Annotated in this window: 7 protein-coding genes; 4 read left to right on the forward strand and 3 right to left on the reverse strand. The window is 72.8% G+C overall.

Features of this window, described 5'->3' with window-relative positions; all coding sequences use genetic code 11:
• Positions 1-49: 49 nt before the first annotated feature.
• Positions 50-1,558, reverse strand: coding sequence for a glycosyl hydrolase (locus FIC82_RS08340; protein WP_154798239.1), 1,509 nt, complete (start codon positions 1,556-1,558; stop codon positions 50-52).
• A gap of 455 nt (positions 1,559-2,013) precedes the next feature.
• On the opposite strand from FIC82_RS08340, the gene FIC82_RS08345 reads away from it, so the two are divergent.
• Both FIC82_RS08345 and FIC82_RS08350 read left to right on the forward strand, forming a co-directional pair.
• The gene (locus FIC82_RS08345; RefSeq protein ID WP_154798240.1) at positions 2,014-5,226 is read left to right on the forward strand and encodes a cellulase family glycosylhydrolase; all 3,213 of its coding nucleotides are present in this window, start codon (positions 2,014-2,016) and stop codon (positions 5,224-5,226) included.
• 190 nt (positions 5,227-5,416) lie between these two features.
• Entirely contained in the window at positions 5,417-6,040 is a 624-nt protein-coding gene (locus tag FIC82_RS08350) for a LysE family transporter (protein WP_154798241.1), read from the forward strand.
• 238 nt (positions 6,041-6,278) lie between these two features.
• On the opposite strand, the gene FIC82_RS08355 is transcribed toward FIC82_RS08350, so the two are convergent.
• Positions 6,279-9,830 carry a glycosyl hydrolase gene (locus FIC82_RS08355; protein ID WP_154798242.1) on the reverse strand — a complete coding sequence of 1,184 codons (3,552 nt, stop codon included), beginning with the start codon at positions 9,828-9,830 and terminating at the stop codon, positions 6,279-6,281.
• A 584-nt stretch (positions 9,831-10,414) separates the two neighbouring features.
• On the reverse strand, positions 10,415-11,422 hold the full coding sequence (locus FIC82_RS08360) for a LacI family DNA-binding transcriptional regulator (protein ID WP_168731635.1): 1,008 nt from the start codon (positions 11,420-11,422) through the stop codon (positions 10,415-10,417).
• A 155-nt stretch (positions 11,423-11,577) separates the two neighbouring features.
• On the opposite strand from FIC82_RS08360, the gene FIC82_RS08365 reads away from it, so the two are divergent.
• Positions 11,578-12,597, forward strand: a complete 1,020-nt coding sequence (locus tag FIC82_RS08365; protein ID WP_154798243.1) for a LacI family DNA-binding transcriptional regulator — start codon at positions 11,578-11,580, stop codon at positions 12,595-12,597.
• 232 nt (positions 12,598-12,829) lie between these two features.
• Positions 12,830-14,140 (forward strand): ABC transporter substrate-binding protein, encoded by a 1,311-nt coding sequence (locus FIC82_RS08370; protein WP_154798244.1) that lies wholly within the window; start codon positions 12,830-12,832, stop codon positions 14,138-14,140.
• Positions 14,141-14,191 lie beyond the last annotated feature (51 nt).

The following is a 14,191-nucleotide window of genomic DNA, read 5'->3' on the forward strand; positions in this document are numbered from 1 at the left end:
GCGATCGCGAGGGGGCGCTCACGACCGCCGGGCGAGCCGGACCGGGGAGTCAGGACGGCAGTGCCCACCGCTGGTTCGCGGTGCCCGTGCAGTCCCAGACCTGGAGCCGTGTCCCGTTCGCCGACGACTGGCCCGTGACGTCGAGGCACTTGTTCGCCTGCGGGTTGCGCAGGGACTGCGTCGCGGCCGAGTACACCCACTGCTGCGCGCCCGACCCGTTGCAGTCCCAGATCTGGACGGGTGTGCCGTTCGCGGTGCCCTGCCCCGCGACGTCGAGGCACTTGTTCGCATTCGGGTTGCGGATCGTGCCGTCGGCGCGTACCTCCCACGTCTGCGCGACGCCCGGTGCGCACGTGTAGAGCTGGACGGCGGTCCCGTTCGCGGTCCCGGACGCGGCGACGTCGACGCACCTGGCGGCGAGCCCGACGATCGCGCCGGTCGCGGGCGTCGGGCCGGGGTTCGGCGTCCCGCCGCCGGAGCCGAGCTGCACCTCGCCCTGGTTGAGCACGCGCGGGTGGAAGTACGCCGCCTGGATCTCGGCGTTCGAGTTGTTCCCGCGCAGCTGCTCCGACCAGACCATGAAGTAGCTCCAGCGCGGCTGGGCCGTGAGGAGCGCGTCGTTCGGGACCTTCCCCATCTCGGCGATCGCGATGGGCTTGCTCCCGGCGATGGACTGGATCTGCTGGTAGTCGGACTGGCTGGGGTGGTTCTTGTACCAGACGTCGAGGCTCACGACGTCGACGTACGAGCTGCCGGGGTAGTAGCTCGACCAGTTCGCGTTCGGGTTGTCCTGCACGTTCCAGACCCAGATGAGGTTGTCGAGGCCCTGCGAGTCGAAGTAGTCCTTCATCTGCTGGTAGATCTTCGCGCCACCGTTGACCCCGGCACGGCCGCCCCACCAGTTCCACGTCTCGTTCATCTCGTGGAACGGCCGCCACAGCACGGGCACGCCCGCGTCCTTGAGCTGGCGCAGGTACGGCACGACCTCGGCCATGCGCGCGCGCCACGTCTGGTTGAGCGCCGTGCCGCCCGTGACGATCTGCTCGAACTGGCCCTGGGTGATCTGCGTCTTGACGCCGCCCTCGAACTCGCACGTCGACGGCCCCGTAGGGGAGCACGCGTGCCACGTGAGCGCGACGAGCGAGCCGTTGACCCACTCCGCCTTCGCCTGGTCGACGACGCGCTGCCGGTTCGCCTGGTCCTGACCGCGGAACATCATGTCGCCGCCCCACAGGCCCGGGTACTGGCCCGTGATGTCGCGGACCTGCTGCGTGTACTGGCCGGGCGCCGAGGCCGGCTCCTTGTTGTGCTGCCCCGAGACGATCGAGGTCCCGGTGATGGACCGCAGGTAGTCGATCACCGCCTGCTTGTCGCGCGCCGGGAAGGCGTGCGCGGCAGGGGCGGTCGGGACGAGCATTGCCACGAGCAGCGCTGCGAGGCCCGCGGCGAGCGCCGCGAGAGCGCGTCGCGGGGTGCTCGGGCGGGCGCCCGTCGTCGCGCCGTGTGCCGGCCCGGATTCGTGGTCGGGCCTGCCGTCGGCTGGGGTGAGGTGTCGCATGCGTCCTCCGCGTCGTTGCGTGAGTGGTGCTTGACGAGCGGCCACGGTAGTACCGCGCGGCGGATTCTGTCCAGCGTTGTCATGAACCGCTTAATGTCTTGCTATCACTAGCATCCGCCGTGGGAGCGATGCCAGTATGACAGCGTTGACACGCAACACCCGGGCGATCTACGGTCGCCGTGCGTCGGGCGCCGACGCGACACACCGACGCGAAGGAGCGGACGATGACCCCACGACGAAAGCGTGCGGCGAGGCCCCGCGCAGGCAGTGCCGATTCCCACCGAGGCCGACCACCTGCCGAGCACCGACCACCCGCCGGACACCGACCGCGCGCCCTCGCGACCGCGATCGTGCTGGCGCTCGCGGGTACGGTCGTCCCGGTCGGTGCCGCCGCAGGCAGCGCGGACGGCAGCCCGACCCGCACCGCCGCCGCCCCGACGAAGGAGGTCCCCGCCGTGAGCGCACCCCTCGGCGCGAGCCGCAACACCTCGTTCGTCGAGCGCGACGGCACACGCCTCGTCCTCGACGGAGAGACGTTCCGTTTCAGCGGGACGAACATCTACTGGCTCGGCCTCGACGAGAACGTCCCGCCCGGCGTCGTCGACTACCCGACGTTCTTCCGCATCCGCGACGCGATCGACACGGCGTCGAACCTCGGCGTGACGGTCGTGCGCTCGCACATGCTCGCCTCGACCGGCACCGAGCTCGCGATCCTGCCCTCGAAGGAGGCTGGGTACAGCGCCGACGCGTTCGCGAGCATCGACTACGCGGTCGCCTACGCCGGCTCGAAGGGCATCCGCCTGGTCCTGCCGCTGACCGACGAGTGGGCGTACTACCACGGCGGGCACCGCGACTTCGGAGCCCCGTACGGTCTGTGCGCGCCGACGACGCCGCTCACGCCGTGCGCGGAGTTCTACTCCGACCCGCGCGTCGTCGCGGACTTCACGGACTACGTGCACCACGTCATGGACCACGTGAACCCGTACACCGGGCTCGCGCTCAAGGACGACCCGACGGTCCTCGCGTGGGAGCTTGGCAACGAGCTCGAGGGCATGACGCCCCAGTGGATCGAGCACGTCGCCACCGAGATCTCCGAGCGCGCGCCGCGCCAGCTCGTCGCGGCGGGCAAGCGGTTCGGCATCGACGACGACACGCTCGCGTCCCCGCTCGTCGACATCGTCGACGTGCACTACTACCCGCCGACGGCGAGCGGTGTCCGCGCGGACGCGGCCCGCATCACCGACGCCGGCAAGGTGTACGTCGCCGGCGAGTACGCGTCGACCGCCGCGACGCCCGAGCTGCTCGAGCCGCTCGCGGCCGAGCCCGACGTCACGGGCATGATGTTCTGGTCCCTCTTCGGGCACGACGACGCGTCCGGCCTCGTGCCGCACGACGACGGCTTCACGCTGCACTATCCGGGCACCGACGACCGCATGCGCGGCAACGTCGCGGCGATCCGGGACTTCTCGGCGGCGCTCGCGGGCGCCCCGGTCCCCGTCGAGGTGGGGCGGCCGCTCGTGACGTCGGTCGGCAGCACCTACGGCTTCCACGAGGTGTCGTGGCGCGGGGCCGCGGGCGCGGCGACGTACCGGGTCGAGCGCGCGGCGGTGTCCGACGGCGTCCCGACCGGGCCGTTCGAGGTCGTCGCCGAGGGCCTCACGGACACGGGCGAGCCGTACCTCGACACGTCCGCGGGCGGCGACGCGGCCTACCGTGTCGTCCCGGTCGGAACGGACGGCGTGGACGGCCCGGCCTCGGAGCCGGTCGTCGTGGCCGCGGGAGAGCAGGTCCTCGTCGACCCGCTCGAGACGCAGCGCCCGCTCGTCGACCACGCCGGGCTGCGCGTCACGCCTGACGGCGACGCCGCGCTCCTCGGCCCGGTCGGTGACGACCCCGCGCACGCGACGTGGGCGCACGACGGCCTCACGGGCGCGGAGCTGCGCGTGCGGGCGGCGACCGCCGCCGACGTCGCGGCGCTCGTCGTGGAGACCAGCACCGACGGCGAGACGTGGGCCGCGGCGAGCACCGCCGTCGGGCCGGACGAGGACGGGCGCTTCCGCGTCGCCGTCTCCGCGGCGCAGGGCGAGCGGTTGCGCGTCACGTGGCCGGCGGGGGCATCGGCACGGCTCGAGCGCGTCACGCTGCGCGGCGCCGCAGACCTGCCCGTCGTCGACGACGCGCTCGACGACCTGGCGGGCGCGAACATCGAGGGGTCGGTCGGCATCGACACCGGCAACCCGGACCTGTTCGGCGGCGACGCCGGGCGGGCCAAGCGCGACGCGCCCGGCGCGGCGTCGCTCGCGTGGGAGGCGGACGGCCTCACGCGCCTCGAGGCGACGGGGTGGTACTGGCCCGACGCCGAGCCGGCCCACCTCGCGTTCGAGGTACGGGTCGACGCCGCGTGGCAGGGCCTCGACGTCACGGTCGCCGGCGCTCCGGGGACCGTGGGCGGAGCGTGGGGTCGCTTCGCGTACACCGCGCCCCTGCCCGCGGGGACCGACGCGGTGCGCGTCGTCTGGCCCGCCGACGCGACGCCGGAGTGGGCGCAGCAGCTCGGCGACGTGCGCCTGTACGGCACGGGCGGGGAGCTCGCCGCTCCGGGCGCGTTCGCAGCCCTCGCGCCCGACGACGGTGCGTCCGCCCTGCGCGGCACCCCGACCCTGCGGTGGGATCCGGCCGCCCAGTCCGCGACCTACCGCGTGACGCTCGCGCGGAGCGACGCGCCCGGCACGCCGCTCGTCTCCGCCGAGGTGCGGGGGACGAGCCTCGCGCCGGCTGTCGAGCTCGACCCCGCGACGTCGTACACGTGGCACGTCGAGGCCGTGAACGGGGCCGGGAGCACGGGCATGACGGGCGGGCCGCGGACCTTCGCGACCGAGGCGCTGCCGACCGAGCCGCTCGTCGTCGAGGACTACGAGGGCTTCGCCGACGACGCCGCGCTCACCGCCGCGCACCGCGCGAACACCGGGGGAGATCCGATCACCCCGACGCTCGTCCTCGGCGCCGACGGCGGCCAGGCCATGCGCCTCGCGACGACGCTCGCGTCGTCGGGCTACGCGGGCGTGACCCGCACGTTCGACGCGCCGCAGTCGTGGTGGGGCTACACGGGCCTCGACCTGTGGCTCGACCGCTCCGGCCTCGGCGCGGGGCAGAACGTCACCGTGCAGGTCGTCGCGGGCGGCCAGTTCTGGGAGACCGTGCTGCCCGACGTCGGCCCGCAGCCCGCGGGGGTCGTGCACGTACCGTTCTCGGACCTCGCGCTCCCGCCGTGGGCGGGCGGCGGCGGTCGCCCGGACCTGCAGTCGGTCACGGAGATCTCGTTCTACCTCGGGGGCGGCGGTCCCGCGGTGCTCGTCGTCGACGACGTGCGGACCGCCGCCGCGGGACCCGGCGTGCCCGTGACCGTCGAGGCGACCTCGCGGTGCCTCGCCGGCAAGGCGTACGTCGCCGTCCGGGCGACGAACGACGGCGACGCGCCCGTCGTCGTGACGCTCGGCACGCCGTACGGGAGCAAGGCCTTCGCGGCCGTCGCGCCGGGGGCCAACGCGTACCAGTCGTTCGCGGTGCGCGCGACGTCGGTGCCCGCCGGGTCCGCGGTCGTCACCGTGGGCTCGGGTGACGCTGCGGTCGAGCTCGACGCCCCGTACGCGGCGCTCGCCTGCGGCTGAGCGGTCGGACCGAGCACCGGCCGACGACGGCCCGCGCGACCCCGGAAGTGCCGCGCGGGCCGTCGTCGTGCCCGCACGTGGTGCTCTGGTCGCGCGGTGACTGGTGCGCGGGGCGCCCGGGTGCTCGGTGCCTTCGGTGCGAGGCGCTCGGGTGCTCGGCGCCCGCCGTAGGGCGCCTATCCTGTCCGCCATGGCGTGGTCGGTCTGGACGACCCTGGCGGCCGCCGGGGTGCTCATCTCGCTCACGCCCGGCGCGGGGGCGGTCAACACGATGGCCAACTCGATCGGCGTCGGGTGGGCGCGCTCCATCTGGGGGATCCTCGGCCAGCAGCTCGCCCTCGTCGCGCACGTGGCGATCGTGGCGGCCGGCGTCGGCGTGCTCGTCGCGGGCTCGCCCGTCCTGTTCGACGTGGTCAGGTACGGCGGCGCCGCCTACCTCGTCTACCTCGGGATCCGCCAGTGGCGGTCGCGCCCGAGCGACGACGACCGCGACGCCGTCCCGCGCGGGCCGGAGTCGCGGTGGTCCATGGTCCGGCGCGGGCTCTTCGTCAACCTCACGAACCCGAAGGCCATCGTCTTCTTCCTCGCGTTCATCCCGCAGTTCGTCCGGCCGGACCGGCCGCTGCTGCCGCAGTACGTCGTGCTCGGGGTGACGGTCGTCGTGATCGACGTGCTCGTCATGTGGTTCTTCTTCGCGACCGCGGCGACGGGGCTGCGGCGACTGACCCGCAGCCCGCGCGGGCAGCGCACCGTCAACCGGCTCTTCGGCGGACTCTTCGTCGGGGTCGGAGTCCTGCTCGCCGCCGTCCACTGAGGACGAGGGAGGTCGGGCTCGACGAGCCGGCACGACGTCGCGGGGGCACGCTGGGTCACTGGAAAGGGGCACTGGGCAGGGTCGCTGGGCAACGTCACCAGGCGTCAGGGTCACCGGCGGAGTGCCCGACGGTGCGAGGGCCGCGGGTGCGGAGCCTGACGGAACGAGAACGCCCCCGCCGCCCGGGCGGGCGGCGGGGGCGTCGTTCGTCGGAGACGACGTGCGGGAAGGTCGGACGCTACCCGCAGGTCGTGGCGTCGTACGGCGCGTCGAGCGTCGTCGTCGCGCCGTCGCCCGCGGTGACGGTGACGGTCGCGGTGCCCGCCGGGACCGCCGTCGTGCGTGACGCGAACGACTGGTACGCGCTCGCGCCCGGAGCGACGGCCGCGACGGTCTTGCTGCCGTACGGCGTGGTGAGGGTGATGCCGACCGGTGCGCCGCCGTCGTTCGTCGCGCGGACCGCGACGTACGCCTTCCCGGCGAGGCAGCGTGCCGAGGCCTCGACCGAGACCGACGGGCCGCCGTCGCGCGACTGCGCGAAGAGCCAGTCGAGGACGACCGGGTTCGAGTAGGTCGGGATCCACGACGAGTGCGGGTACGCCAGCCGGTCCGGTGTGCCCGTCGTGCCGGGCGAGTACGCGGTGTGGAGCACCTCGCTACCGCGGGCTCGCGCGTCGTCCCACAGCGACTGTGCTTGCGCAGCCGCCTTGTCGCGCGGGAGGTTGCCGGCCCACTCGCCACGCGTCACGACGGCGCCCGCGCGCTCGAGACCCTCGAGGGCCGTGAGGGTGAGGCCGTACGGCGCCGTCGGGTCGTCGATCGCGTGGTGCACCCAGACCGGCAGGTCGGTGATCTGCGCCGTGAGGTCGGCCGACTCGCCGCCCGCGACGAGCAGCGCTCCCGCGAACAGGTCGCCGTCCTCGGTGAGCAGCGGCCAGCTCGCGCGCGACCCGCGCGAGAGCCCCGTGAGGTACACGCGGTCGGGGTCGACCGGGTAGCGGTCGACCAGGTCCTCGACCATCCCGACGAGCGCCTCGCGCCCGGAGGGCGTGAGCCAGTCCTGGTCGGGGGCGCGCTGCGGCGACAGGACGAACGCCGGATCGCTCGCCTGGCGCTCGGGCGCGGCGAACGCGACCGAGAGCTGGTTGCCGAGGAGCTGGACGGCGTTGTCGGTGCCGGTCTCGCCCGTGCCGTGGAGCGTGAGCACGAGCGGGTAGAGCGTGTCGTCGTCGGGCGACTCACGGTACGCGTGCGGCGTGAAGAGCCGGTACCGGAACGCGTCGCCCGGTCCGTCCCACGTCCCGGCCTCGTACTCGTCGACGACGGGCGTGTCGACCGCCGACGCCCCGACCGGGCCGTCGGACGCGGGCACGGTCGTCCCGCCGACGCTCACGTCGGCGACCTGCGTCACCGAGTACGCGGCGGCCAGGTCGTAGGTCTGCGTCGTCCCGGAGTAGAACGTCCCGGCCGCGTTGGCGTCGGACGTGTCGAGCTCGAGGACGACCCACTCGCCCGGCGCGGGCTCCTGCCCGGGCGAGCTGGCGCCGTCGGGCCCTGCGGCCGTGAAGGCCCGGACCACGGTGCGCGGGCCGTCCGACGACGTTCCCGGCGTCGGGCCGTCGAGGTCCGCCCGGACGGCGAACGCCGCGGGGTCGAGCTCGCCCGCGGGCAGCGGCGCGGAGTAGCGCACCGCGAGCGCGGCCACCTCGTACCCGTGCGGGTTCACGACGCCGACGACGCGCGCGTCGGTGACCCGGGGCGTCGCGGTGTTGTCGCGCGTCGTGAACCGCGGCAGGCCCGCGGCACCGATGCTGTGCTCGTAGAACGTCGCCATGGCCTGCGGCGTGTTGTAGTTCCACGTCCGCACGCCCCACGGCATGGTGAGCGACCAGTCGGGCTGGGCCGCGATCTCGTCCTGCGTCGGGAAGACGAACGCCTCGCCGACGATCATCGGCTTGCCGTCGCGCTGCGCGATGCGCTGCGCCTGCTCGTAGTGCCTCGGCGCGTAGCCCTCGACGTCGTAGAAGTCGACGGAGAGCACGTCGTAGTAGTCCGCGCCGGGGCTGAAGCTCGACCAGTCGTTGGCGTCGTACTCGGGCAGCCCGCCCTCGAGGCCCTCGTAGCGGTCGAACTTGGCGTCGCCGTCGGCGAAGCCGTAGTCGTCGGGCAGGTCCTGGACGTTCCAGACCCACACGATGTTCGACAGGCCCTTCTCCTGCTCGAGGTAGTCGTGGACCATCCGGTACAGCCCGGCGCTGCCGTCGAGCCCGGGCCGCCCTCCCCACCAGAACACGTGCTGGTTCATCTCGTGGAACGGACGCAGCATGACCGTCACGCCCGCGTCCTCGAGCGGCTGGAGCAGGCGCGCGTACTCGTCCAGGCGCAGCTTCCAGTTCTCGTTGAGCGGCGTCCCGTCCGTGAGCAGCTCGTCCCACTGGTCCTCGTAGAGGAACGAGTAGATCCGGTTGGGGCTCGGGAGCGTCTCGTGCGCCTGGTCGCCGCCCCAGTTGCCCTGCACCTCCTGCGCGACGGTGTACTGCGGGGGCGAGACGTGGAACATGATCTGCACGAGGTTGCCCGCGTCCCACTGGCGGCGGACCTCGTCGATCATGTTCTCGCGGTAGGGGACCGTCTGGCCGGTGAGGAAGTCCGCGCTGTACAGCGCCGGGTAGGCGCCGAACTCGTTCGCGACGCGCTGGTGCAGCACGTCGTTCGCCGCGGGGTTGGCGTACGACTGGTCGTGGTGCATCGCGGAGAGCATCCCGGTGCCGGTGATCGCGTCGAGGTAGTCGACGACGTCGACCGGCGCGGGCAGGTCGGTCACCTCGATCTCGAGGTGCGTGTCGACGTCGACGGCGAACGTCGTGCCCGCGCCGCCGTCCTCGGCAGGGACGAAGAGCCGCACCTGGTGGAGGTCGACGCCGACCGTGCCCTCGGCGCGGAAGTCACCCTTGGGCTCGGGGCGGGTCGCGTCGCGCAGGACCGCCAGGTCGTCGGAGGTCCACGTCGCCTGGACGACGCGCGTGCCGTCGGGCACGACGGCGTGCTCGGCGAGCAGCGTCAGGAGGTTCCCGGCGCCGTCGGTGCGCAGCTCCGTCGCGAGGAACGTCACCTCCGGGACCGGCGGTGCGACGTCGAACAGCAGGTCGATCTCGTCGACCACGATGGTGCCTCCCGTCCCCGGCCCGACCTGGTTGACGTAGAGCGCGAACGAGGCGATCCCGCTCGTACGCAGGGTGCCGGTGCCGGACTTGGGGCGGAAGTCCTCGACCGGGACGCGCACGCGCTGCGGCGCGGTGGACGTCGCGTCGAACCCCGCGACGTCGTTCAGGTGCGCCTCGAACGACGCGCCGTCGGAGAGCTGCAGCAGCACGTCCTGACCGGGCGTGCCGTTCGTGATCCACAGCTCGACCGCCCGCAGGCCGGGCCAGTACCCGTCGACCGCGCGCGAGCGACCCGAGTAGCCGTTGGTGAACGCGTAGTCGAACCGCATCGCGGAACCGAGGTCCTCGCCCTCGGTACCGAACGGCGAGTCGACGAGCGTCGCCGTGTTCGCGCCACCGTTCGTGTTGCGGGAGTACAGCGACGACAGCGCGGCATCGTCCGCGTAGCCGTCGAAGTCGTCGAGGGTCACGACGACGGGCCCGTCATCGGGCGGGTCGGCGGCCGCGGCCTCCGCGGCCGGTCCCGGGGAGGACCACGCGGGCGTCGCCGCGAGCGTGAGCGTCGCGAGGAGCGACAGCGCCGCCGCAGCGGCTGTGGCGCACCGACGTGAGCGTCGTCGGGACATGGAGGACTCCTTCGTCCGGTGGAAGATGCGCTGACCCAGCGGACGCTAGAGCCTGCTCGAGGCATATGTCAACGTTGACATATGCTTCACGCCGGATGAGGGATTCGGCACGAAATACCGACCGGCATCGTTGATTCATCCCTCCTGTCAACGCCGACAAGCATCGCTGCTGCAGTAGAACCCCGGTCGCGCGGAGCAGAACCCTGGTCGCGCGGAGCAGAACCCTGGTCGCGCGAGGTAGAACCCAGGTCGCGCGAAGTAGAACCGTGGTTGCGCGAGGTAGAACCGTGGTCGCGCGAAGTTGAACGTCGTCGTGCCCGACGGCGATCGGTCGCCGGCACTCGTGGGGTCGCCGCCCGAGGTGGTCGAGCCAGCGAAGGGCGGATGGTCGGCCAGAGCGGCGAGGCGCTGGGGCCGACGAAGTCACCCCGACCACCCAGGCGGACCGCGCGCCGTCGGGCACGAAGCGACCAGGGCTCTACCTCGCGCGACCACGGTTCTACCTCGCGCGACCACGGTTGTACCTCGGCAGACCGGGGTTCTACCTCAGGAGACCGGGGTTCTCCTTCGGCGGACGCTGGGCGTTATCGCGGGGGGCGTTCGCCGGAGCCGCGGGGGACGAGGTGGGTGGGGATGCGGACGTGGACCGGTGCGCCCTGCGGGTCGGCGAGCCGCTCGAGGACGCGTCGTGCGGCGGCGCGGCCGATCTCGCGCGTGTCGTAGGCGACCACGCTGAAGCCGAGCGCGTCGGCGAGGTCGAAGTCGTCGAACCCGAGGTACGCCAGGTCGTCCCGGGCGGGGCCGAGCGCGCGGACGAGCGCCGCGCTCGCGCGGTTGTTCCCGGTGACGATCGCGGTCGGGGGGTCGGGCTGGTCGAAGACGTCCAGCACCGCGGCCTCGGTGCTGCGGCCGCCGGCGTCGTCGAGTCGTTCCCACGCGGACGTGTCCGTGACGCCGACCTCGCGCAGCGCCTCCCGGTAGCCGGCGAGGCGTTCGGCGTGCGTGTACAGGTCCGCCGGGCTGCAGACGAACGCGACGCGGCGGTGGCCGATCCGCGTGAGCGCCCGGACCGCCTCCGCGGTGCCCTCCCGGTTGTCGAGGACGACCGAGTCGGCGAGGAGGTTGTGCGCGGGGCGGTCGATCGTCACGACGGGCGTGCCGAGCCGCCGCTCGCTCTCGAGGTAGGACTGGTCCTGGGCGATCGGGACGAGGACGAGCGCGCGGACGCGCTGGGCGAGCAACGTCCCGGCGACACGCTCCTCCTCGGCGGGGTCGTCCTCGGTCGCCGTGAGCACCATCGTCAGACCGTGCTGCGCGAGCTCGCGCTCCATGCCGGCGGCGACCTGGAAGTAGAACGGGTTGGTGAGGTCGCCGAGCACGAACCCGACGGCGGACGAGACCCCGCCGTGGCGGAGGTCGCGCGCGAGGAGGTTGGGGCGGAAGCTCAGGCGCGCGGCGGCCTCCTCGATGCGGCGCCGGGTGTCGGGGGAGACGTTGGTGCTGCCGTCGTAGACCCGGGAGACGGTCTTGGCGCTCACCCCGGCGAGCCGCGCGACGTCGGCCAGAGTGGCTCGTTGCTGCGGCTTCTGCACGGGCCGACCCTAGCAGCGGCCAGGTGGTCGAGCGGTCGGGCGCGGCGGCGTCGCCCGGTCGCCACGACGGCCCTCCGGGCCCCCAGCAGTTGACAGGTGAAGCGCTTCAGTGCAGCGTGTGGCCGACGACGTCCCGACGACGAGGAGTGCGCACCATGGCCCGGATCACGATCGCGGACATCGCCCGGCGGGCCGGTGTGTCCACGGGTGCCGTGTCGTACGCGCTGAACAACCGCCCGGGGGTGTCGGCCGAGACGCGCTCGCGCATCCTCGGGGTCGCGGCGGAGCTGGGCTGGGAACCGAGCTCCGCGGCACGCTCGCTCTCGGGGGCGCGCACGGAGACCGTGGGTCTCGTGCTCGCGCGCGACCCCAGCACGCTCGGTTTCGAGTCGTTCTACATGCAGTTCATCGCAGGGATCGAGTCCGAGCTCGCCGCGCGCTCGTACGGGCTGCTCCTCCAGGTGGTCCCGGACCTCGACGCCGAGCTGCGCGCCTACCGCAAGTGGCGCGCGGCGCGTCGGGTCGACGGCGTCGTGACGGTCGACCTGCGCCTCGACGACCCGCGCGTGGCCTGGCTGTCCGAGCCGGACGCGATCCCCGCCGTCGTGGTGGGCGACCCGGCGCTCGCGGGCAACCTCACGAACGTCTGGACCGACGACGCCTCGGCGATGCGCGAGTCGGTCCGCTACCTGCACACCGTGGGCCACCGGCGGATCGCGCGCGTCGCGGGCGTCACGAGCTTCGGCCACACGCACATCCGCGACGAGGCGTTCCGTGCGGAGACCGCTCGGCTCGACGTGCAGGGCCAGATCGCGCGGACCGACTACACCGCCGACCAGGGGGCGAGCGCGACGCGCACGCTGCTCACGGGTACCGAGCGGCCGTCGGCGATCATCTACGACAACGACGTCATGGCCCTCGCGGGCCTCGGGGTGGCGAGCGAGCTGGGCGTCCGCGTCCCCGCGGACCTGTCGATCGTCGCCTGGGACGACTCGCCGCTCTGCCAGGCGACGTACCCGCGGCTGTCGGCCCTGAGCCACGACGTGACGAGCTTCGGGGCACACGTGGCACGACGGCTGTTCGACCGCATCGACGGCCGGACGGGCGGGAGCTTCCTCGACTCCACGCCGACGCTCCGTCCGCGGGGGACGACCGCGCGCCACGCCGAGGGCTGAGGCCCTGGTCCGGGGGCGTCGCGCTCCTGCGGGGCCGGCGGCGGCGCACCGTCCGACGGCCGTGATCGAACCGTGATCGATGACCGTTGACTTATGCGAACTTAACCGCTTCACTCATCTTCATCGACGCCGGAGTTCATCATCCGGTGCACCAGACGGCCGAACGGCTTAAGCGCTGTATCCGCATCGGGGCGGCGCGCACTGTCAACGACGACGAGAATGAGGGATCGAGATGGCGAAGAGGCACATCCTTGCCACGAGCACGGCCGCGGCCATGGTGCTCGTGCTGGGGGCCTGCTCCGGCGGCTCCAACGGCGGGGGCGACGGAGACGGGGACGGGCCGTCGGGCACGATCACCGTCCTGACCAACCGCACGGACATCGTGGACACCGTGCTCCAGGACTACGTGACCGAGTTCCAGCAGACCTACCCGGATGTCGACGTCGAGTTCGAGGCTGTGACCGACTACGAGGGCGACGTCTCGATCCGTCTCAACTCCGGCGACTACGGCGACGTCCTGCTCATCCCGAACACGGTCGACGCGGACCAGCTCTCGACCTTCTTCGAGCCCTTGGGCTCGGTCGACGAGCTCGGCGACAAGTACCGCTTCATCCACGACAAGGCCTACGACGGCCAGGTCTACGGCCTCGCGACGTTCGGGACCGCGATGGGCTACGTGCTCAACAAGCCGGTCTGGGAGGAGGCGGGGATCACCGAGCCGCCCGCGACACCCGAGGAGTTCCTCGACGCGCTGGAGGCGATCAAGGAGACCTCGCCCGACACCGTCCCGTACTACACGAACTACGCGGACGGCTGGCCGCTCACGCAGTGGCAGTCCAACCAGGGCTCCATCGACGGTCCGGAGGCCGTGAACCTGCGCACCGAGCAGGACGCGCCGTGGACCGAGGGCGAGGAGCAGTACGCGATCGACTCGCTCCTGTACGACGTCGTGGAGGCCGGCCTCTCCGAGCCCGACCCGACCACGACGAACTGGGAGGAGTCCAAGAACCTCGTCGGCACCGGCCAGGTCGCGAGCATGGTGCTCGGCTCGTGGGCCGTGACGCAGATGCAGGACGCCGCGGAGGCCGCGGGCAACCCCCGCGAGGACATCGGGTTCTGGCCGATGCCGTGGCAGACGGACGGCGCGTTCCACACCACCGTCGGCGCCGACTACAAGATCGCGATCTCCAAGCACTCGGAGAACAAGGAGGCCGCCGAGGCGTGGCTGTACTGGTTCCTCGACGAGTCGGGCTTCGCCGCGAGCCAGGGCGGGCTCGCGCCGCAGGTGGACGGCGAGTCGCCGGAGATCCTCGCCGACTTCGAGACGTTCGGCGTCGAGGAGGTCGAGATCGCCCCGGCCCCGGAGGGTGAGGAGAACCTCCTGGCCGACATCTACAACACCGCGGAGATCGACCTCAACGGCGACCAGTTCCGACGCCAGTACATCGACGTCGCGCGCGGCGCGGCGGACGGCGACAAGGCGTCGTTCTTCGCCGACCTCAACGACCGCTGGGCGACGGCCCGCGCCGAGGTCGTCGGCTGACGAGGCGAGCGGCCGCGTGCCCGACGGTGCGCGGCCGCCCCGCCCGGGGCG

Source organism: Cellulosimicrobium protaetiae, assembly GCF_009708005.2.
In the GTDB taxonomy this organism is placed as follows: domain Bacteria; phylum Actinomycetota; class Actinomycetes; order Actinomycetales; family Cellulomonadaceae; genus Cellulosimicrobium; species Cellulosimicrobium protaetiae.

What these genes read in the sequence shown, in the direction of transcription:
- FIC82_RS08350 (WP_154798241.1), top strand. Translation starts at nt 5,417, where the DNA reads ATGGCGTGGTCGGTCTGGACGACCCTGGCGGCCGCCGGGGTGCTCATC.
- FIC82_RS08365 (WP_154798243.1), top strand. Translation starts at nt 11,578, where the DNA reads ATGGCCCGGATCACGATCGCGGACATCGCCCGGCGGGCCGGTGTGTCC.
- FIC82_RS08355 (WP_154798242.1), bottom strand. Translation starts at nt 9,830, where the DNA reads ATGTCCCGACGACGCTCACGTCGGTGCGCCACAGCCGCTGCGGCGGCG.
- FIC82_RS08370 (WP_154798244.1), top strand. Translation starts at nt 12,830, where the DNA reads ATGGCGAAGAGGCACATCCTTGCCACGAGCACGGCCGCGGCCATGGTG.
- FIC82_RS08340 (WP_154798239.1), bottom strand. Translation starts at nt 1,558, where the DNA reads ATGCGACACCTCACCCCAGCCGACGGCAGGCCCGACCACGAATCCGGG.